Raw genomic sequence first — 20244 nt, forward strand, 5'->3', positions numbered from 1 at the left:
TATATCGGGTTTTTACAAATTGTTTGAATTCCAGTCGGCATGGAAAATGCCTTCTTCATCCGTACGTTCAAAAGTATGGGCACCAAAGAAGTCTCTTTGGGCCTGGGTTAAATTAAGTGGTGAATTTGCGGTTCTTAATGAATCGAAATAGGTTAATGCCGAGGCCAGGGCAGGAATGGCGAATCCGTTTTGAATGGCATGGCCAACAACTTTTCTGGTACCGGGAATAATTTCTTTCAGTTTATGCTGGATACCGGCATCGGCATACAGGTGTTCCAGGTTGGGTTGTTTTTTATAAGCCTGATAAATATCTTCCAGTAATGCGGCCCTGATGATACAGCCCCCGCGCCAGATCTGCGAGATTTCCTGCAGGTGCAGATCGTATTGATATGCTGCGGAAGCCTGGCTAAGCAGGTGGAAACCCTGGGCATAGCAGGTGATCATGGCAAAATAAAGTGCTTCTTCCAGCTGTGCTTCAAATTCCTGTGGATTGCTGATCTGTTCGGCAGGATGTGGCAATGCCGCATTAAGCGCTATACGCAGTTGTTTGAATTTGGAAAGGTCACGGGCGCTTACGGCCTCATCGATGGTAGGAATTGGCAATTCCAGGTCCATTGATACCTGTGAAGTCCATTTTCCGGTGCCTTTTGACATGGCTTCGTCTTTGATGATGTCGATTAAATAGCCGCCAGACTTCGGGTCTTTTACTTTAAACACATCTTTGGTGATCTCTATGAGGAAACATTGCAGCCTGCCTTCGTCCCATTTTGCGAAGGTATTGCCGATTTGCTCATTGTTATAACCCAAGCCATGTTTAAGCATATCGTAAGTTTCGGCAAGGATTTGCATAATGGCATATTCTATACCATTGTGTACCATTTTTACAAAGTGACCAGATGCGCCGGGTCCAATATAGGCTACGCAGGGATCGCCGTTTACTTTGGCAGCTACGGCTTCCAATATTGGCTTAACCGCATTGTAAGCAGTTTTGTCGCCCCCAGGCATCATGCTCGGGCCAAAACGTGCGCCTTCTTCACCACCGGATATGCCCATGCCGAAGAAGTGGATGCCCTGTTTGTCAAGTTCGGCAGCCCTGCGGCTGGTATCGGTAAAGTGGGAGTTCCCACTGTCGATGATCATATCGCCCTTGGCTAACAAAGGGACAAGTTCCTGGATAACACTGTCGACAATCTGCCCGGCCGGCACCAGCAGCATCACTTTTCTTGGCAGTTCTAAACTTTGTATAAAATCTGCAAGAACGGGGAAGCCTTTTAAGTGATGCGCTTTGCCATCTTCTTCCAGTTTTTGGAGCATTCTGGCATCTTTGTCATAACCGGTTACTGCGAATCCATGATCGGCCATGTTGAGCAATAAATTCCGGCCCATGGTGCCCAGGCCTATCATTCCTAATGTATATTTATTGTTCATCGTCTATTTTTTATTGGGATGGTTGGTATATACATGATATTTTTCTTCCAGGTCCCATAATTTTGCACCGCCTTTAATGCCATCTTTATTAGACACCAGTTTGATGTTATGGTCAAGTTCAAGGGTAATGTGTTTGGCGTTGCCACCTCCAATATAAAGGGTATCGTAGTTAAATACGGTTTTGTAGATTTCGATGATGCGTTGCAGCCGCTCATTCCATTCTTTTTTACCGATCTTTTCGAAGGCCCTGTCGCCAATATAATCGTCGTAATCTTTTGTCTTTGTGATGGGCAGGTGTGCCAGTTCCAGATGGGGGAGCAGATCGCCGTCAAAAACCAGGGCGGTGCCAAAGCCTGTACCTACGGTAAATACAATTTCGAAGCCCTTACCGGCTACAATGCCCAAAGCCTGCTGATCTGCATCATTGATGAGTCGTACAGGTTTCCCAAACAGGTCGCTTACCTGCTGGGCAAGGTTTACATTGGTCCATTTGTTTTTGGCCAGGTTGACTGCAGTTTGTACTTTTCCACATTTTACATAACCAGGAAAGCCGATGGAAATTTTTTCGAAATCGTTGTTTAGGGTAGCTACCAGTTCTTTAATGCATTTGAGCACAGCCTGGGGAGTAGCATTATCGGGGGTCGGGAGTTTTTTAAACTCGGAAAGCAGGTCGCCATTGGGGTTTAAAATGCAGGCCTTAATGCTTGTGCCGCCAATATCGATGGATAAAATATTACGGGTTTGCTCGTTTTTTGTTGTAACTGGCATGTTTTGTTTTTTGAATAAAAAATGGCCTGTTCTTTAATATCCTTCAAAATAACAAAATTATGATCAATATTCATCTATACAATCTGCTTATTCATCAGTTGATATGTTCTTTTTTTGTAATATCAATGACCTTTAAGCATGGATAACCTTACACGAGCAATACAGACGGATCTGCTGGTGCGGAACCTTTAATGAGGTGATCGATACTGTTTAAGGTAATCGTGGCGATTTGTGAAAGGGCTTCTTCTGTAAAAAAAGCCTGATGACCGGTAACCAGTACATTGGGAAAGCTCATTAAGCGTTGGATCTCGTCATTTGCTATGATAGATCCTGAAAGATCTTTGAAAAAAAGCTGTTCTTCCTGTTCGTAAACATCTATTCCCAGATAAGCAATATGTCCGGATTTTAAAGCCTGGATCACATCGTGTGTGTTGAGTAATCCGCCGCGACTGGTGTTGATGATGGTGACACCTTTTTTCGTTTTAACGATGCTGCTTTCATTGATCAGGTAGTGGTTTTCGGCATTAAGTGGACAATGGAGAGACAGGATGTCTGACTGGTTTAATACCTCGTCGAAAGAGAGGTACTGAACACCTTCAGCTTTTAATGTTTCATCTTCATAGAGATCGCAGGCCAAAACTTTGCAACCAAAGCCCAGCATAATTTTGATGAACGCTTTCCCTATTTTACCTGTTCCGATAACACCTGTTGTACGACCATACAGGTTGAAACCCAGCAGACCGTTGAGCGAGAAGTTTTGCTCACGTACACGGTTATAGGCTTTGTGTGTTTTTCTGTTTAAGGTGAGCAGCATAGCAACGGCATGTTCTGCAACAGCTTCGGGAGAATATGCAGGGACCCTGCAGATTCTGATGCCCTGTTTTTTAGCCCTTTCCAGGTCTACATTATTGAAGCCGGCACAGCGTAAAGCTATTATTTTAACGCCTTTTGCCGCCATGATATCGATCACTTCGCCGGTAAGTTTATCGTTTACAAATACGCAAACAGCTTCAGTGCCCGGTGTGATGGCATTTACGATATGCGGCCCCAGATGTGTTTCCCAGAACTCCAACTCAAAACCATATGCTTCATTGTACCTGTTGAAAAATGTTTTGTCATAAGGTTTGGCAGAAAAAAATGCTATTTTCATATTGAGCTACTATTTAAATACCGAAGGCATGCGGCTAAAATAGGAAATCTTATGTTAAGATGTGTTTTAAACTGAGAACTTAAGCATGCTGAAACCTTTTGAGGAGATGGCTTGTTAAATAGGTTATAAAAAAGTGTTATGGCAAGTTTTAAAGAAATCATCAATTCAGATAAACCGGTGCTGGTCGATTTTTCGGCAGAATGGTGCGGGCCGTGTAAAATGATGGCGCCAATATTACAGCAGCTGAAAGGCATGATTGGAGACAGCGCTACCATATTAAAAGTGGATGTAGATAAAAACCCTGAAGTTTCTAAACAGTTCAACATTCAGGGTGTACCTACACTTATTCTTTTTAAAAACGGACAGACCAAATGGCGGCAGAGCGGGGTAATACAAGCTGGCCAGCTTAAAAGTATTATTGACGGATTTATTTAATATTCAGCATCCATTACTCACCCTGCGTAGGAAGTTTTGGTGCTTCGGATTTTTTCTCTTCTTTTTGAGCTGGCTGAGGGGCATCACTTGGAAGCTTTGCTGAGCCTGTTGCGTTAGCGCCGGCTTGTTTTGAGCGTTTATTTAAGCCTTGCGGTGCTGTGCTTTTGTAATTTGTAAATATATAAGTACCAAAGTCTCCGCTTTTGTAGGCTTTTTCTTTCTCGCTATCTGTTGTTGTTATCTTTTGCTGTGCTTTGGGCCCATATTTTAAACCTGGAGCTGTTCCGTCTATGATTTGCTGTGCGGTTATCGCTTTTTTGTCCTGTGCATTTGCAGCGCTGAATAGGAATAGGGTGTTGATCAGGACAAAGCTTAAGCTTATTTTATAAGTAGTTTTCATCTTTATGTAATTTAGGTGATTATTTAACATTTACCAATACTTTTATTTTGCCATTGCCGGAAGAGAGTTCCTGCAATGCTTTACCAATGACCTGACCGGGTTTAACTTTTTCTAAATCTCCTTTCATGGCATAACCTGGTTTGCTGGAGGTAACCAGCAGATCGCCGCGTTTGATGGCCCCGCCCTCGTCGCAAACTTTTGTCGGGATTACGCCTACAACACCCAAAGGCATTTTATCCGTAATGTCTAGTGTAGCATCTCCTTCTGTGAGCATGAGGCCTGGTTTGGTTGCATAAACGCCTGCTACCAGTGTGGAGTAGGGTTCTGCAGATTTCTCCATAGCCCTGTCCTGTGAAACGGAAATGATCATGACATCTCCGGGTTCATAAGCAGCAAGATTGCCACCTGTTACATCAAACATTTCTGCAAGATCGGCACCGCCTAACTGGGTACCACCGTTAAAAAAGCCTTTGCCGGTTTTATCGAAACGGATAACGTTGGTTCCGGCAGCGGTATTGCCGGTTTGGAAAACAGCAATGTTACCTGAGGGGCCTTTGTGGTGGACACGTAAAGCAGTGCCTGTTCCATCGTTACTAACGTACACTGTTTCATTGGCATTTCCATCATTGTAATTGCTGAATTGTGCGGCCTTGCCTGTGCCAAAACTTGGAACCCAGCCAAATACAGCTCTGCCACTACCATTAGCGACGGCTTCTAAACCGTCTCCGAGCTTGTCTGCGCTGGCAGTGACCCCGTTTCCGTTACCTTTTGCAATAGCAATAGCTGCAGGTGAGTTTCCAATAGGATTGGAAGCATAGAACAAAGCGCCGAAGCCACCGGTACCTGAGGAAACACCCATCAACCCTGCAGTACCAAAGTTGGAAAACTGAGAGTTGACTTCTCCTTTGACGGCAGCGGAAGTGCCTGACGTATTGTCAACTATAAAATCTCCTGCAATGCCGTTACCTACTGTTTTTGCAGACAATAAACTGTTGTTATTGGCTTCATTGAAATTTTCAAATCTTGCTGCTTTACCAGTTGAAAAAGTAGGAACCCAGCCATAAATGGCATTACCAGTACCATTTACATTCGCTTCTACGGCATTCCCGTTTTTTTTAACGTTGGCTGTGATCGCATTGCCATTCCCATCGTTTATTGAAATCAATGAATTTCCGTTACCTGATGTATTTGTACTTCGAAATATTCCGGCGAAACCGCCTGTGCCAGTAGATTCAGCGAGTATGGCGCTTGCCCCGTAATTGCCAAATATGGTATTCACACTTGCTTTTACTCCAGGTGATACGCTGTTTGTATTGTCAACTATAAATGATCCTGCTGCTCCTGCACCCGGATCGCCCGGATCGCCATTGCTTATGGTATAAGCTTCAAGTGTATTCTGCGTATTGGTTTTACTGAAATTCTCAAATTTTGCGGCACGTCCGGTACCTCCGCCGAGACCCACCCGGCCATATACGCCTATGCCTGTACCGGTGGTATTGCCGGATACAAAGCCGTGAACACCATATCCGCCACCGTCGTTCCGACCCACTACGGCGCCGGCAATATCGCTCTTGGCAAGCCCTACTACTGCTTCGCCATTGACATAATTACGACCAATTACGGCTGCGGCTGTCTGTACATTAGTTGTTGCATCTACAGCATTTCCTCCGGTGCTGTTGGCTTTTACAGCAACGCCATTGCCAGAGGCTGTTGCGTTAATGGTGGTTCCGTTGCCCAATGTACTCACTGTTAATGCAGTACTGTTGTTGGCATTGTTTAAAATCGTTATGTCTGCTGCAACCCCGTTATTGCTGGTTGCGATTAGACCTGTGCCGGTATTGCTATTGGCATAAACACCTGTTCCACCGGCCGAGCTATTGCCATATACACCGAGGCCATTTGGTGTAACACCGTAAATACCCCAGCCCGAGCCGGCCTGAGAACCCCACACGCCTATGCCCAAACCGCCCGTTCCGTTGTTGATGCCGCGTACGGCGCTGGAAAAGCCACCTGGATTTGTTGCGCTTACAATACCTCGTATGGCGGCGATGCTGCTAGTTGTGGTGTTGTTTATTCCTTCTATTGACGTGCCATCGCCTGCATTAGTAATGGAGAACAGGCTGGCCGCATTGTTTTCTGTTGCATTAAAAGGCAAAATAAAACCCCCGACACCGATAGATGCCGGCGCCCAGGCCACACCATTAAATTTTAATACATCGTTTAAAACCGGGACAGTGTTGGCAACGGGTTTGGTTTGGATATTTGCCACTACCGGATTGGGATAAGTGCCCGACAGGTCGCCACCGGCAGGTCCTGTTAGTACACCATTTGCACCCACCGGGCCTTGTGCACCTTGCGGTCCTGCTGGTCCGGCCGGACCTACTGCTCCCTGTGCGCCCACCGGACCTACAGGACCCACCATGCCTTGCGGCCCTATTGGCCCTGCAGGTCCTACGGCACCCTGAGGGCCTGGTGTTCCTGCAGCTGCAAATAAAGCAAAGGGAACACTCATCAGTTGGTTGGTACCTAATGCAACGTAATTTCCACCGGTTATTGCCATTTCTACTTTTGCATATTGGTTGGCATTTTGCCATGGTATAGCAGCAAAGGTTCCTGTAAGTGCGGTACCTTTACCAATTTGTAGGGTGAAAAGCCCAAGCGCATTGGTGTTTAAGGCATGTTCTTCCATGTACTGAACGGGACCGTTCGGATTGCCGCCGAGTACGGATATTTTTACCTTAACTGCCTGATTGGACAATACGGTGCCATTTGTGTTTCTGGCCACTCCCTGATAATTGATACCGGTTAAGCCGCTTTGTGCTGATGCATTCTGGAAGGCAGAAAGCACAATTAAGAAAATGAATATTGTAAAATTTTTCATGTTATTAGCGTTTAGATAGGTTGTAACTTAAAGTGAATTTCATGGTGTTTCGCATCACGTAGCGCTCTGCGCTGGGGAATATGTAACTCAGGTCTACCCGGATGGGCCTGGCAACAAAGCCAAGTCCGGCGGCAAAATGCTGACGGTTACCTTTTTCGGGATCTTCATAAAAATAGCCGGTACGGATAAAGAACTGGCTGTAGTAAGAGAATTCGAGCCCGCCTGCTATGGTGAATTCAGACATTTCTTCTTTAAAGCCTCCGGGAGCATCGTAAAATGAGGTAAAGAGTGAGCTGGCTACACTTCTGTTGGGGTCTTTTCCTTTTTCGATCTGGCTGGTTGGATTTCCATCCAGGTCTGTTTTATATTTTGGAGGAGTAGGTGCCAGGAGTTTGTTTACATCGAGGAGGACTGTTAAGCTATTTTCTGGGGTTGCGTATAGGGTATAACCGGCGCCTATCCTTAGGTTCATAGGCATAAAGGTGGTTTGTACTTCGTTGTATTTGAGCTTGGTACCTATATTACTTAGTGCCAGCCCCCAGGCAAAGCGTCTGCCGTACTTACCGCTGGGTGTATCTTTATCCGAATAAAAGGCAATATCGGCGGCAAAGGCATCGGTTTTTTTTAACAACAAGTTGTTGTAGGTTCCGGATCCGATGTCGCTTTGGAAGTAGCGCCCGGTTAATGCGATTGCAAAATTTTCTCCGAACTTCCGGCTGTAACTGGCATCGATCGCAAATTCATTTGCTTTATATTGCTGCAACATTTCACCTGCTTCGTTCCTGAAATTGATCATGCCCAGGTCAAGGTATTTGATAGAAAGACCAATGGCTTCTCTTTCGTTTAAATGCCGGTAAGCGGTAATGTAACCCAGGTGTGAATCTTTGCTGAGTTCTTTCATCCACGGTGTATAGGATACGCTGATGCCCATTTTGTCTGCAAACATCAGTTTGGCGGCATTGATGAAAGCTGAGTTTGCATCAGCTGTAAGTCCTGTTCCGGCTTCAGCCACACCTGCATTCCGTGCATCTGGGCTTAGCAAAAGGAATCCGGCACCGGTACTAACCACTCTGTTGTCTTGCTGGCCAAAACTTTTTTGACAGCAACAGACCATACAGACCGCATAAAATACGGTAAGGTAAATTGTAGGTTTCATAGGCTTATTGTATAACTAATTTCTCTGCATACTGCCTGTTTGCAGCTTTTAGCACTACGTAATAAAGGCCGGAAGAAAGACCGGATATCAGCAGTGGGTATTTTACTTTACCTGCCAGAAGGTTTACGGAAAAATTTCTGACTGTTTGTCCGGCATTGTTAACCAGTTGCATGTTAACCTTGCCGTCTTTCAACAGGTCAAATTCTACATTGGTTGACCCGCTTGCCGGATTTGGATAAACGATAAAGCTGTTCACAAAGTTGATTTCGGGTTCTATTTCATTACCGGCAATTTCGGGCTGCTGGAAACCCTGGCTAAGTAGTATAGGTGGACTTTCCAGGCTGCTGACCAGCGGCTCGCCAATGGTGTATTGGACAATGCTGCTGTTGATTTGTGCAAAACCTCCTGCGCTGGCGATAACCGAGCGCTGCAGTTGGGGCTGCTGTGCGGAAGCAGTTGTTCCAGTGGCTAATGCAAAACAAATAGGGATGATTGTTTTCATAAAGATTGTTAAATAGAATGTCCGTAAAAGTAATTCCTGTTACAATCAATAAATAGTAAAAAACAACGGATTTTATTGGATGTCCAAATTTTCAAGGAGTTGTCCTGTAAAACTCAATTCACCTATTTTATGAAGTTGTGAGGGGGTACAGCCAAAAAAGTATTTAAACTCTTTAATAAAATGGTTTTGGTCAAAGAATTGGAATTTATCAACCAGTTGTGTCCATTTGGTGTCTGAATGGCTGCAAAGAAATCTGTTCATCTGGTTGAAGCGTACAATTCTGCTAAAAGTTTTAGGGCTAAAACCGATTTTCTCTTTAAAATGATCACGTAAGGTTGTTGGCGACATTGCCGCTTTGGTACAGAGCTCTGGTATGGACATGTTGCCGGCCGAAGCCTGTATGAGGTTGCAGGCATAGATCATACGGTCTACATAGATTTTTTTTGTTTGTTCCAGTCTTTGAAGTAGCCATTTGTCAAGAATATCTACCACTTTTTCTGGTGAGCCGGCGTTGTCCTGCATTTGGTTAACCATAGCATTAAGATGTGGAAAGATCGCTTCTACATTAGTGGCGCAATTGGTAAAATGGTGTTGGGGTATGCCCAGTAGTTTATATCCTCCATAAGGTTTGAGGTAGATTTGAACCAGTCGTTTGGTAAAAGTTTCGAAGGAACGTAATTTGTTCAAAAAGCCTACGTAGCAAAACGGGTGGGTAGTGGCTTCATTGGTATGAAGCTCCTTAATTAACTTCTGCTCATCCAGTGCAAAACAAATAACTGTATATTCGACTGGAAAAATATGAACGGGGTTTTGCTTGGTAATGAGCTCTTCCAATTCTACAAATGCATAACCCAATACATAGGGTTGCAAGGCCGGATGAGGGACAAAGGGTTTGATATTCACGGCAGTTAGTATAGATGTACTACAAATAAAAAACATTTTTTTGCCAAAATGACAAAAAAATGTTTTTTATTTATTTTTAAGTAGCTTAACTAATGAGTTGGTTAATAAACTGCTGGGTTAACGTAGCTGGTTCGAGTCAAATACTATTTCTTTGGCCAAAAGAATTTCTTGTTTACTAATGGTGTGCAGTTTGCCTGGATAAATTTTTAGGCTAACCATGGCATTCATTTTTTCAAGAATACCTTTGCTTGTCTCCACTCTTGAAACCGGTACATGTGGATCGGGATCGCCGGTAGTAATGAGCACCGGCGTTTGTTTAAAGTTGCCCTTGTAATTTTGCATGTTAATCTCTTTGCCGATCAGTCCGCCGGTAAACGCTACTGCACCACCATATTTACCCGCATTTCTGGTGATGTATTCCAACGTTAGGCAGGCACCCTGTGAGAAACCTACGAAGTAAATCTGATCCTGCAGAATTCCTGCATTTTCAATCTCAGCTACCAGTTCCTTGATCAGACCCAGTGCGGAATCCAGTGCTGGCTGATTTTCCTTAACAGGTGCCATAAAACTATATGGATACCAGCTGTTGTTGGTAGCCTGGGGTGCAAAAAAGGCAGCATCTTTAATACCCAGGTGATTGTTCAGGGAGAGGATGTCTTCGGCTGACGACCCTCTTCCATGAATGAATATAACTGCTTTTTTTGCTTCGGCTACCGGAACCCCGGCTGTAATGCTGTTTTTTTGATGGGTGTACATATTAACTGAGTTGAGGTAAAATGCCTTCTATTTCTGTTCTGATGCTTTCATATTGTGCAGGTAACTTTAAATTGCTGCCCAATTCTGCCAGTGGCTCATCAATGGTAAAACCCGGATTATCGGTAGCGATTTCAAAAAGTACGCCACCTGGTTCACGAAAATACAGGGAATAGAAATAATTGCGGTCTATTTTTTCGGTAATGTTTAAACCCATTTCCACTATTTTATCCCTGAAATACATGAGGGTTGCTTCATCTTTTACCCTGAAGGCTACATGGTGGACAGAGCCACCTGCTACATGGCCTATGGCTTCTCCAGGGGCCTCTACCAGGTCTACAATTGCAGCCTGCTCCACTGTATCTGTGATAAACCTATGGCGGTTCACTTCTGATTCTGCTAATCTGTATCCGAAAATAGTAGTTAAAACGGCAGCAGTACCTTCCATTTTATTGGTGGTACTGGTGATGTGGTGAAAGCCATGCACTGCATTGGTCTTGTCCACTCCGGCCGTTTCCCATTGTGGCCTGTTGTCTTTTACTTTAGCTTCGGTAAGTTCAAATTTCAAACCATCAGGATCCAGAAAAGTGAGGTAACGCTCGCCAAATTTTACTGCGGGTTTGTTATATATGATGTTGTGCTGTTCAAAACGGTTTTGCCAGAACTCCAGGCTGCCGGCCGGAACACTATATCCAATTTCGGTTACCTGTTTGGTACCCCGTCGGCCAGCCTGTATGCCTTCCCATGGGAAGAAAGTTAAAATGCTTCCTGGTGTGCCTTTTTCATCACCGTAATAAAAATGGTAGGTATGCGGATCGTCAAAGTTTACTGTTTTTTTGATCAGCCTTAAACCCAGTATACCGGTATAAAAATCATAATTCCTTTTTGCATTTCCTGCTATGGCAGTAATGTGATGTATACCTAAAATTTCATTGTTCATAACGTTTCCTTTTTAATGACCACACAAAATTACAGCTTGTTGATGCCAAAAATCTTACCATAGATTAAGAAATGTGTAGCTTTATATGCAGATATTTAAATCATGACCAGATTTGTGCTCTTCTCCGTTTTATTGATGGTAAACTGGCTTGCAAAAGCCCAGGATTCTGTTGAAGTGAAGATTTATCCCAGGTACGATAGTGTGGGGAAGTTTCACCGGTTTTTATTTGGCGAAAACTATCGTAAAGAATATGCATTGCCCGTAAAAGTTCCGGTGATCAGGATTTCAGTGATCAAAGGAGGGCTGAGCCCGACACAAAGGGGCGGCGGCAACCAGTCGCATTCTCTCAGACTGGTTGACCGGCAGGGAAAAGAGTGGGTACTGAGAAGTGTAGAAAAATTCCCGGAGATCCTTTTGCCTGCCATATTCAGGAAAACATTTGCAGGTGAGGTGGTGAAAGATAATATGTCGGCCCAAAACCCTTTCTCGGCTTTGGTAGTGCCGGCCATTGCTGATGCGGTGAATGTGCCACACAGTGACCCGATGATAGGCTGGGTACTGCCGGATGAAAAACTGGGGGAATTTGCCGGCGTGTTTGCCAATACGCTTTGCCTGCTGGAGGAAAGGGAGCCTGCCGGGGATACCGATAATTCGGGAAAGATGATGCGCAAACTGGACGATAACAATGATTATACGTATGACGGCCCTTTATTGCTAAGAGCAAAGGCATTGGATGCGTTGCTGGGCGACTGGGACAGGCATGAAGACCAATGGCGCTGGAAGCCGGTAAAAAATGGGGAAGGGACGACAAGGTATATGGCGATTCCGCGCGACAGGGACCAGGTATTTTATTTGTCTGAAGGTATCGTTCCACGTTACGCTCAGGCCTCCTGGCTTTTGCCCATGATACAGGGTTATGAAAGGAATATTCGGGATATCAACTGGTTTTTTTGGGAAGGCAGGGCCATATATGGCCGGTGGTTTGCCCAGCTGGATGAACAGCAGTGGAACCAGATCGTTAAAGATTTTTGTACGGCTTTAACGGATGAGATTTTTGAAAAAGCATTGAAGAAATTACCAGAACCAGGCTATAGTTTGAGGCATGAAAGGCTGTTGGCCCAATTGAAAGAAAGAAGGGGGAAATTGCCTTCCATGATGAGCAGATATTATCATTTCATTAACAGGATTGTAGACGTACAGGCCAGTAATAAAAATGAGTTTGTACAGCTTACTGATGCAGCAGGAGGGGGGCTGACCGTTACCATGCATAAGCTGGGTAAAGATGGACTTGTTAAGGATGTTGTTTTTGACCGGACTTTTGATCCGGCCGTAACCAGGGAAATAAGGCTGTATATGAAAAACGGAAATGATAGCCTGATTTTAAACAACCTTAATTCAGCCATTAAGCTCAGGATTATTGGCGTAGAAGGGAAAAAAAGCTACCATATAGAAAATGTAAACCGCCGGGTGCCGGTTTATGGTATGGACAACAATGTTGCTTTAAGCGGTAATACCGGTAAAATTACAAAGCATTTTGACAGCGATACTTCAAATACCCACTTTGTACCCACAGATCTGTATACCCGGCGAATGTTACTTTTAAATGCCGGTTACAATATAGACGATAGGGTTTTACTGGGTTTTTCTTACAAATTAATACAACCGGGTTTTCGGAAATGGCCTTACGGCAGTACGCATTCTTTTTCTTTTTTGCATTCTTTTGCTACGGAAGGGTTCAGGTTCAATTACAGGGCAGAACTTTTTAAAGTTATAGGAAAAGCTGATATTGTATTGCAGGCAGATGCGTATGCGCCGGAAAATTCTCAGAATTTTTATGGCCTGGGGAATGAAACAACTTTTAATAAAACAGGCGATTTTGTACGGTATTACAGGGCAAGGTTTAGTCTTTACCAGTTTGATCCGGCAATAAGGTGGCAACTGGCGAAATGGACTTTTAGTTTTGGTCCCTCCTTTCAATACTACAGGTATAGCAGGGACGATAATGAAGGGAGGTTTATCAATAACCCTTTATTGCTGCATTCGTCTGATAGCCTTACGATTACAAAAGATAAAGGTTATGCGGGCCTTTCTGCTAATTTTATCCATAACAACCGCAACAGTGATATTTTGCCTGCTTCGGGTACTTATTTTGATGCCAGACTATTGGCTTATAAAGGATTAAATTCTTTTTCCAATTCTATTGCACAGCTGAATGCCAGTTTTGTTTTTTATCAAAGTCTGGATAAGAAAAAGAAAATAATCATTAGCGATCGTGTGGGTGGGGGACTTACCATTGGTAAGCAGGCCTTTTATCAATCTCAGTTTTTGGGCGGACAAGGTAATTTACTGGGATACAGGGAGTTTAGGTTTGGTGGTCAGCATAGTGTGTACAATAACCTGGAACTGAGGGTCAAAGTTGCCGATTTTATCAATTATATCCTTCCAGGGCAGTTTGGGCTGCTTGGTTTTCAGGATGTGGGCAGGGTATGGCAAAAGACTGAAAAATCTGCTGTCTGGCATCTGGGTTATGGCGGTGGAGTCTATTTTGCACCAGCGGCGTTGACCGTATTCCGTTTTGTAATGGGTCATTCCAATGAAGGATGGTATCCTTATGTGGCCATGAAATTCAGGTATTAAAAATGACTAAATTTCAATAATTGCTACTTTAAGAAAAACAAGAAAAGCCGTAATTTAGCGTTTCCTTTTATCAGGTAGCAGAATTAGTTAAAGATGAAAAAGAATTTTGTATCCAATTCCCGGGAGTCGATCAGGATGTTTAAAAATCCTTTGTTCGAAGCATTGTCCAAAGTGCCTTATTATGTGCCACTTATCGTTTATGTGCCTGTTATAGGCTATTTTTTCTGGACCTCTGTGAGTGCAAATGGTTTGCTGATGTTCTTACTGCACCTGGTGATGGGCCTGTTCGTTTGGACATTGACAGAATATGTACTGCACCGCTTTGTTTTTCATTTTTATCCTTCATCGAACTGGGGTAAGCGTATCCACTTTATATTTCATGGAGTACATCATGATTACCCGAATGATGCACAGCGACTGGTGATGCCGCCTTCGGCAAGTATTCCCCTGGCTACTGCTTTTTATTTTCTTTTCAGGTGGTTGCTGCCTTTACATATGCTGGATGGTTTTTTTGCCGGTTTTATTTTAGGTTATCTTTTTTATGACATTACCCACTATATGTTACATCATGCCCAGTTCAAAAATGGGGTATGGAAGAAAATCAAGCATCACCATATGCTGCACCATTATGACGATTCCACCAGGGGATATGGAGTAACATCTGCTTTGTGGGACAGGATTTTTGGCTCCGATTTTTTAAAGAAATAGTTTGCATTATGCATGGCTCTTCTTTCTCCTGTCTTTAAATAAAAATGATGTCTTTTTTTAATATAAGTTGTATTTAGATTTTTTATTTAATAATTTCGGGTACGTTAACGAATAACTGTCATTAAAGCTTAACAGGTAGTTGTTAGCATGATCAAACTAACCCTGAAATATGATATCAAATATGAAAAAGTGGCTTTTGTCACTAGGTCCTGGAATTATTACCGCGGCGCTGGTTTTTGGGCCAAGTAAAATGACCATTACTTCCAAACTGGGTGCAGATTATGGCTACAGTTTGTTATGGATCGTTGTTGTGGCCATCTTCTTTATGACGATTTTTACGATTATGGGTGCCAGAATAGGTGTAGCTGCAGACCAGTCGCTGCTTAGCGTTATCCGCAACAAATGGGGTAATGCTGCTGCCATAGCGATAGGGCTTGGTATTTTCTTTGTCACCACCTCATTTCAGGCCGGCAATTCTATTGGTGTGGGCATTGCGGTTGGCGAGGCCACCGGAACTTCACATGTTTTGTGGGTTGTAGTATTCAATTTGGTTGGGATTTGCCTGCTTTTCTTTCGGGCTTTTTATAAAGTGCTGGAAAAACTGATGATCTTTTTAGTTGCCCTGATGCTTTTTGCATTTGTTACTACATTGTTTTTTGCCAAACCAAGTATTGCTGGAATGGCAGGTGGTCTGGTGCCAAAATTACCGGATGGTTCAATCGGACTTGTGATTGCTTTTTTTGCTTCCTGTTTTTCGATTGTTGGTGCTTTTTACCAGAGTTATCTGGTACAGGAGAGAATAAAGATAAACCCTGAGATTAAGGAGAAGAAGAGCCATAGCATTACAGGAATTGTCATATTGGGATTAATGAGTGCGATAGTCATGATCTGTGCGGCAGCAGTATTGAATACCAAAGGTATCAAAGTAAATAATGCATCGGACATGGCCAGGGCATTGGAACCCTTATTTGGAAGTGCAGCTTCTACATTTTTTCTTGTTGGGCTTTTCGGGGCTTCTTTTTCTTCTTTGGTGGGAAATGCTACTGTTGGGGGTGCCTTGCTTGGCGATGCTTTTGGTAAAGGCAGTCAGCTCAATTCAAAAGCTGTAAAAATATTTATTGCGATGGTGATGGTATTCGGAGCCATCATTGCCATAAAATTCGGTAAACTTCCCCTGGAACTGATCGTTTTTGCGCAAAGTGTAACTATATTTCTGGTTCCTTTTATAGGCATTGCCATGTATGCCATTTCTAATGATCCAAAAATTATGGGCAAACATGTGAATACGTTATCTACTAAAATTTTCGGAGCTCTAGGTTTGTTGATATTGATATTTCTGGCGCTGAGCAATGTAAAAGAACTGTTTTTTAAATAAACATTAACACATTAAAATGACTGAATTACAACAACTGGAACAAGAATTGTTAAAACCATCAGACAGGCTGATCGCAGATCTTCGTAAGATTGAAGGAGATATCATGCTGCTGGGGGTGGGTGGAAAGATGGGGCCAAGTATGGCTAAGCTAGCTAAACTGGCTATTGATGAATCGGGGCTTAAGAAACGCATCATCGGTGTTTCCCGTTTTTCGGATACTGCTGCACGTGAAGATCTTGAAGCTGCAGGTATAGAAACCATTTCTGCCGATCTGCTGAATGAAGATGACCTGGCCGCTTTACCTGATGCAGCGAATATCATTTATCTTGCGGGCACAAAATTTGGAACTACCGGTAAAGAGGCCTTTACCTGGGCCATGAATGCTTATCTTCCAGGCAGGGTAGCCGAACGGTTTAAAGGATCGAATATCGTAGTCTTTTCAACAGGAAATGTTTATCCTTTTACACCTGTAACCTCGGGTGGTTTATCAGAAGATCATCCGGTAGCCCCGGTTGGGGAATATGGGCAGTCTTGTTTAGGCAGGGAGCGCATTTTTCAGCATTTTTCGGAAAAAAACAATACGCCGGTATTGATTTATCGTTTAAACTATGCCATTGACCTTCGTTATGGAGTACTGCTGGAAATTGCTAAAGCAGTAAACGAAGGCAGAGCGATTGACCTGACGACTGGAAATGTAAATGTAATATGGCAGGGCGATGCCAACGAAATTGCGATCCGTTCTTTATTGCATTGCAGTACACCGGCAAAAGTATTGAATGTGACAGGTCCTGAGACCCTTTCTGTAAAATGGCTGGCCGAACAGTTTGGTCTGTTAATGAACAAACAAGCCCTGTTCGAAAATGAAGTGCAGCCGACCGCCTTGTTAAACAATGCTTCAGAGGCGCATAAACTGTTTGGATATCCAAGGGTAACGATCAGGGAAATGCTGGAAATGACCGTGAGCTGGTTACAGGGCGGTGGCAAGATCTCCAATAAACCAACACACTTTCAGGAAAGGAAAGGACAATTCTAATGGCACAGCAATTGAAACCCGAATTGAAACAGTTTCTGGATAAAGGCACTGTAATTCCTGCCCACCCTTTGGCTTTAACGGAAGAAAGAAAGTTAGATGAACAGGGACAACGTTTGCTGAGCCGTTATTATATGGCTGCAGGAGCAGGGGGAATAGCCGTAGGGGTACACAGTACCCAGTTCGAGATTAGGGACCCAAAGATTAACTTGTATGAAACGGTACTTAAACTGGCTGCCGAAGAAATAGAAAAAGCGGCATTGAAGCGCCCTTTTATTAAGATAGCAGGAATTTGCGGGCCAACTGCACAGGCGGTTGCTGAAGCAAAAGTTGCGGTTAAACATAGTTATGACATGGGGCTGTTAAGCATGGGAGGCCTGCAGGGCTGGACTGAAACTGAGATTCTTGCCCGCGTAGAGGCTGTGGCTGCGGTAATGCCTGTATTTGGTTTTTATCTGCAGCCTAGTGTAGGTGGACGTATTTTTAGTTACGATTTCTGGCTTCGGTTTGCAGAAATTGAAAATGTGGAAGCCATAAAAGTTGCTTCTTTTAACCGCTATCAGACCCTTGATGTGGTACGGGCTGTATGTCATTCTTCCCGAAGAGAAAAAATTGCGCTGTATACGGGTAATGATGACAACATTGTGGCCGATCTGCTGACCAGTTATAAATTTGAGGTAAATGGTGAAACCTTTGAAAAGGGATTTATTGGAGGGCTATTGGGACATTGGGCTGTGTGGACCAATGCAGCCGTGCAGCTGTTTGAAGAAATTAAGGCTTGTAAAGCTAATGGCAGTAAGGGGCTTGAGGCATTGCTGACCAAAGGTGTACAGGTTACGGATATGAATGCCGCCATATTTGATCCTTCACATGCTTTTCATGGTTGTATACCTGGTATTCACGAAGTACTAAGGCAGCAGGGACTGATGAAAGGCACCTGGTGTTTGAACCCGAAAGAGCAATTGTCGGACGGACAGGCAGAAGAAATCAGCAGGGTTTGTGCTGCTTATCCTAAGCTTACAGATGACGGTTTCGTGAAAAAGTTTCTAGGTAATGATCAATAGAAGGGCCTTCATTAAAAATACAAGTTTAATAGCAGCATTTTCCGGGAACAGTTTTGATACATTAGCTCTCCCCGCTACAAAAACCATGAAAAATATTAAAATAATTGAAACTGATGCCGATTTTGAGAGGGAGAAACTGGTGAGACCATTTGGTTTTAAAGGTGGTTATCTGACTGAACTTTGGCAGGTGGCCTCACAACTTAAGTCAGACACTGGTATAAGCAGGACAGGCCTGGCTACCCAGAGTGTGCTATATGGTGATGCGGATCTTTTTGCACAGCATACAGAGGCGGGAGGCAATGCGCTGATGTTTCTTGTAGTGAACAAGGCCCTTGAATTGATTAAACAAACACCCTTTTCCAATCCGATCACATTGTTGGACACCATATTTCCGGAACTTGTTGCTGAAGCAAAACAACTCACCGGACGGTCGGACCTGAACATCAATTTTGTTTATAATGCATTGATCAGTACCGATAATGCGGCCTGGCTCATCTACGCTGCCGAGCATAATTGTAAAACATTTGATGAAATGATCCCTGAATCTTATCAAAAAGGCTTGTCTTTTCGTAACGATAAAATTGCCATTATGTATCAGGTACCTTATGGCATGCCAGTCGAGGATTTGAAAGTTGCTGCATCAGAAGGGTATTTTGTATTTAAGATTAAGACGGGACATCCTGGTAGTCAGAGCGAAATGCTGCAAAAGGATATGGAAAAATTGAGCCAGGTACATGCGGTACTTAAAGATTTGAGAACCAGTTATACCCCAAATGGAAAGCTAATCTATACCATGGATGCCAATGGCAGGTATGAACGGAAAGATTTGTTGATGCGCTACCTTGACCACGCCAAAAAGATAGGTGCATTTGATCATATCCTTTTCTATGAAGAACCTTTAACTGAGCAAAATGAAGAAAACGTATCGGACTTAGGTATAAGGATAGGTGCAGACGAAAGTGTGCACAATGAAGCAGGTGCGATAAGAAGAATAGAACAGGGTTATGAGGCACTGGTGCTGAAGGGAATTGCCAAAACATTGAGTATGTCGGTAAAAATTGCAAAACTGGCTGCCGAAAGGGAAATTCCATGTTTATGCGCAGACCTTACAGTAAATCCGATTTTAATAGATTGGAATAAGAACCTGGCTGCACGTCTGGCGCCATTTCCAGGCTTAGGGATGGGTTTAATGGAAACCAATGGGGATATGAATTATAGGAACTGGAAAAATATGCTTAGTTATCACCCCGCAGCAAGCGCATCCTGGACGAAACCTAAAAATGGGATATTTGAATTAGATGAGGCATATTATGCACAAAGCGGTGGTATCTTTGAGCCTTCAGTACATTATAATGCATTGTTTAACAAAGGATAAGCGGAAAATAATCTTTCTACATAAATGGAAATAAAAATATTTAGATATTTACTACCCAATTCATAGCAACATTTAATTTTAACCAGAACACATAACCTAATTATAACACACATATACAATGAACAGAACCTTAATTTTTTCAAGCTGTTTAGCTATCGGTTTATTTGGTGCCGTAACTGCTAAAAGCCAGACACTGGATCCGAAAGAGGTGGCCGCAGGTAAACTACTGATTTCTAAATCCGATTGTTTCGCCTGTCATAAACCAGATACCAAATTGGTAGGGCCAGCTTATATAGACATTGCTAAAAAATATAAACCTACGGATGCCAACGTTAATTTACTGGCTTCAAAGGTAATAAAAGGTGGTAGTGGAACCTGGGGCCAGGTTCCGATGCTTGCTCATCCCCAGGTTAGTGCTGCAGATGCAAAGAAAATGGTTAAGTTCGTTCTTTCTCAGGGCGCAGCAAAAAAATAATAACTGATAATTTAATGAATGGCCATGCCCGATGTAATCCTACCACATTGCGCATGGCTTTTTTATAGGGTATAAAATAAATTTGCATATTTCATATTTAGTGTGTAGATTCGGGTACGTACACGAGTTAACCTCATGTTGATTAAAAAACAGGAGGTTTTGAGGAGCTCATGTGCGTATGGGTTTTATAAGATGGCCTTCGAGTTGCTGCACCCGAAGGCGGTTTGAGAAAAACTTGGTTAGAAAGGTTGGATTGGTCCGGAG

The 20244-nt window shown here is 43.3% G+C and carries 18 protein-coding genes; 8 read left to right on the plus strand and 10 right to left on the minus strand.

Annotated elements, in window-relative coordinates; genetic code table 11:
• Positions 1-12: 12 nt before the first annotated feature.
• The 3 genes from gndA to PHEP_RS08395 form a co-directional block, all read right to left on the minus strand.
• Positions 13-1428 carry an NADP-dependent phosphogluconate dehydrogenase gene (gndA, locus tag PHEP_RS08385; protein ID WP_015807501.1) on the minus strand — a complete coding sequence of 472 codons (1416 nt, stop codon included), beginning with the start codon at positions 1426-1428 and terminating at the stop codon, positions 13-15.
• Positions 1429-1431: 3 nt separating this feature from the next.
• On the minus strand, positions 1432-2196 hold the full coding sequence (locus tag PHEP_RS08390) for an ROK family protein (protein ID WP_015807502.1): 765 nt from the start codon (positions 2194-2196) through the stop codon (positions 1432-1434).
• Positions 2197-2344: 148 nt separating this feature from the next.
• Positions 2345-3346, minus strand: a complete 1002-nt coding sequence (locus tag PHEP_RS08395) for a 2-hydroxyacid dehydrogenase (protein WP_015807503.1) — start codon at positions 3344-3346, stop codon at positions 2345-2347.
• 138 nt (positions 3347-3484) lie between these two features.
• Between PHEP_RS08395 and trxA the strand changes: the two genes are divergently transcribed.
• Complete coding sequence (gene trxA, locus PHEP_RS08400; protein WP_015807504.1) at positions 3485-3781, plus strand: thioredoxin; 297 nt, start codon at positions 3485-3487, stop codon at positions 3779-3781.
• 13 nt (positions 3782-3794) lie between these two features.
• On the opposite strand, the gene PHEP_RS08405 is transcribed toward trxA, so the two are convergent.
• From PHEP_RS08405 to PHEP_RS08440, 7 genes are all read right to left on the minus strand, one after another.
• Positions 3795-4181, minus strand: coding sequence for a hypothetical protein (locus PHEP_RS08405; RefSeq protein WP_143715718.1), 387 nt, complete (start codon positions 4179-4181; stop codon positions 3795-3797).
• 19 nt (positions 4182-4200) lie between these two features.
• Positions 4201-7062, minus strand: coding sequence for a beta strand repeat-containing protein (locus tag PHEP_RS08410; protein WP_015807506.1), 2862 nt, complete (start codon positions 7060-7062; stop codon positions 4201-4203).
• 4 nt (positions 7063-7066) lie between these two features.
• Positions 7067-8218, minus strand: coding sequence for a type IX secretion system outer membrane channel protein PorV (gene porV, locus PHEP_RS08420; RefSeq protein ID WP_015807507.1), 1152 nt, complete (start codon positions 8216-8218; stop codon positions 7067-7069).
• 4 nt (positions 8219-8222) lie between these two features.
• On the minus strand, positions 8223-8720 hold the full coding sequence (locus PHEP_RS08425; protein WP_015807508.1) for a T9SS type A sorting domain-containing protein: 498 nt from the start codon (positions 8718-8720) through the stop codon (positions 8223-8225).
• A 72-nt stretch (positions 8721-8792) separates the two neighbouring features.
• Positions 8793-9623 carry an AraC family transcriptional regulator gene (locus PHEP_RS08430; protein ID WP_036673922.1) on the minus strand — a complete coding sequence of 277 codons (831 nt, stop codon included), beginning with the start codon at positions 9621-9623 and terminating at the stop codon, positions 8793-8795.
• Positions 9624-9740: 117 nt separating this feature from the next.
• Positions 9741-10379 carry an alpha/beta hydrolase gene (locus tag PHEP_RS08435; RefSeq protein WP_015807510.1) on the minus strand — a complete coding sequence of 213 codons (639 nt, stop codon included), beginning with the start codon at positions 10377-10379 and terminating at the stop codon, positions 9741-9743.
• Between the two features lies 1 nt (position 10380).
• Entirely contained in the window at positions 10381-11316 is a 936-nt protein-coding gene (locus tag PHEP_RS08440) for a ring-cleaving dioxygenase (protein ID WP_015807511.1), read from the minus strand.
• 102 nt (positions 11317-11418) lie between these two features.
• Between PHEP_RS08440 and PHEP_RS08445 the strand changes: the two genes are divergently transcribed.
• From PHEP_RS08445 to PHEP_RS08475, 7 genes are all read left to right on the plus strand, one after another.
• Positions 11419-13953, plus strand: a complete 2535-nt coding sequence (locus tag PHEP_RS08445; protein WP_015807512.1) for a BamA/TamA family outer membrane protein — start codon at positions 11419-11421, stop codon at positions 13951-13953.
• 93 nt (positions 13954-14046) lie between these two features.
• Positions 14047-14661: a sterol desaturase family protein gene (locus PHEP_RS08450; protein ID WP_015807513.1), complete on the plus strand. Its 615-nt coding sequence runs from the start codon at positions 14047-14049 to the stop codon at positions 14659-14661.
• A 181-nt stretch (positions 14662-14842) separates the two neighbouring features.
• On the plus strand, positions 14843-16036 hold the full coding sequence (locus tag PHEP_RS08455) for an Nramp family divalent metal transporter (RefSeq protein WP_049772231.1): 1194 nt from the start codon (positions 14843-14845) through the stop codon (positions 16034-16036).
• Positions 16037-16052: 16 nt separating this feature from the next.
• Positions 16053-17069 (plus strand): NAD-dependent epimerase/dehydratase family protein, encoded by a 1017-nt coding sequence (locus PHEP_RS08460; protein WP_015807515.1) that lies wholly within the window; start codon positions 16053-16055, stop codon positions 17067-17069.
• Entirely contained in the window at positions 17069-18130 is a 1062-nt protein-coding gene (locus PHEP_RS08465) for a dihydrodipicolinate synthase family protein (protein WP_015807516.1), read from the plus strand. Before PHEP_RS08460 ends, PHEP_RS08465 begins: the two co-directional genes overlap by 1 nt.
• Positions 18131-18215: 85 nt before the next feature.
• A complete protein-coding gene (locus PHEP_RS08470; protein WP_202901237.1) occupies positions 18216-19505 on the plus strand; it encodes a mandelate racemase/muconate lactonizing enzyme family protein in 1290 nt (429 codons plus the stop codon).
• Positions 19506-19623: 118 nt separating this feature from the next.
• Positions 19624-19980 (plus strand): c-type cytochrome, encoded by a 357-nt coding sequence (locus PHEP_RS08475; protein ID WP_015807518.1) that lies wholly within the window; start codon positions 19624-19626, stop codon positions 19978-19980.
• The last annotated feature ends 264 nt before the right edge of the window (positions 19981-20244 follow it).

The organism is Pedobacter heparinus DSM 2366 (assembly GCF_000023825.1).
GTDB classification, from domain to species: domain Bacteria; phylum Bacteroidota; class Bacteroidia; order Sphingobacteriales; family Sphingobacteriaceae; genus Pedobacter; species Pedobacter heparinus.

Bases quoted from the DNA above. Each gene is read 5' to 3' on its own strand.
- gndA (WP_015807501.1), bottom strand. From the start codon at position 1,428: ATGAACAATAAATATACATTAGGAATGATAGGCCTGGGCACCATGGGC.
- PHEP_RS08390 (WP_015807502.1), bottom strand. From the start codon at position 2,196: ATGCCAGTTACAACAAAAAACGAGCAAACCCGTAATATTTTATCCATC.
- PHEP_RS08395 (WP_015807503.1), bottom strand. From the start codon at position 3,346: ATGAAAATAGCATTTTTTTCTGCCAAACCTTATGACAAAACATTTTTC.
- trxA (WP_015807504.1), top strand. From the start codon at position 3,485: ATGGCAAGTTTTAAAGAAATCATCAATTCAGATAAACCGGTGCTGGTC.
- PHEP_RS08405 (WP_143715718.1), bottom strand. From the start codon at position 4,181: ATGAAAACTACTTATAAAATAAGCTTAAGCTTTGTCCTGATCAACACC.
- PHEP_RS08410 (WP_015807506.1), bottom strand. From the start codon at position 7,062: ATGAAAAATTTTACAATATTCATTTTCTTAATTGTGCTTTCTGCCTTC.
- porV (WP_015807507.1), bottom strand. From the start codon at position 8,218: ATGAAACCTACAATTTACCTTACCGTATTTTATGCGGTCTGTATGGTC.
- PHEP_RS08425 (WP_015807508.1), bottom strand. From the start codon at position 8,720: ATGAAAACAATCATCCCTATTTGTTTTGCATTAGCCACTGGAACAACT.
- PHEP_RS08435 (WP_015807510.1), bottom strand. From the start codon at position 10,379: ATGTACACCCATCAAAAAAACAGCATTACAGCCGGGGTTCCGGTAGCC.
- PHEP_RS08440 (WP_015807511.1), bottom strand. From the start codon at position 11,316: ATGAACAATGAAATTTTAGGTATACATCACATTACTGCCATAGCAGGA.
- PHEP_RS08445 (WP_015807512.1), top strand. From the start codon at position 11,419: ATGACCAGATTTGTGCTCTTCTCCGTTTTATTGATGGTAAACTGGCTT.
- PHEP_RS08450 (WP_015807513.1), top strand. From the start codon at position 14,047: ATGAAAAAGAATTTTGTATCCAATTCCCGGGAGTCGATCAGGATGTTT.
- PHEP_RS08455 (WP_049772231.1), top strand. From the start codon at position 14,843: ATGAAAAAGTGGCTTTTGTCACTAGGTCCTGGAATTATTACCGCGGCG.
- PHEP_RS08460 (WP_015807515.1), top strand. From the start codon at position 16,053: ATGACTGAATTACAACAACTGGAACAAGAATTGTTAAAACCATCAGAC.
- PHEP_RS08465 (WP_015807516.1), top strand. From the start codon at position 17,069: ATGGCACAGCAATTGAAACCCGAATTGAAACAGTTTCTGGATAAAGGC.
- PHEP_RS08470 (WP_202901237.1), top strand. From the start codon at position 18,216: ATGAAAAATATTAAAATAATTGAAACTGATGCCGATTTTGAGAGGGAG.
- PHEP_RS08475 (WP_015807518.1), top strand. From the start codon at position 19,624: ATGAACAGAACCTTAATTTTTTCAAGCTGTTTAGCTATCGGTTTATTT.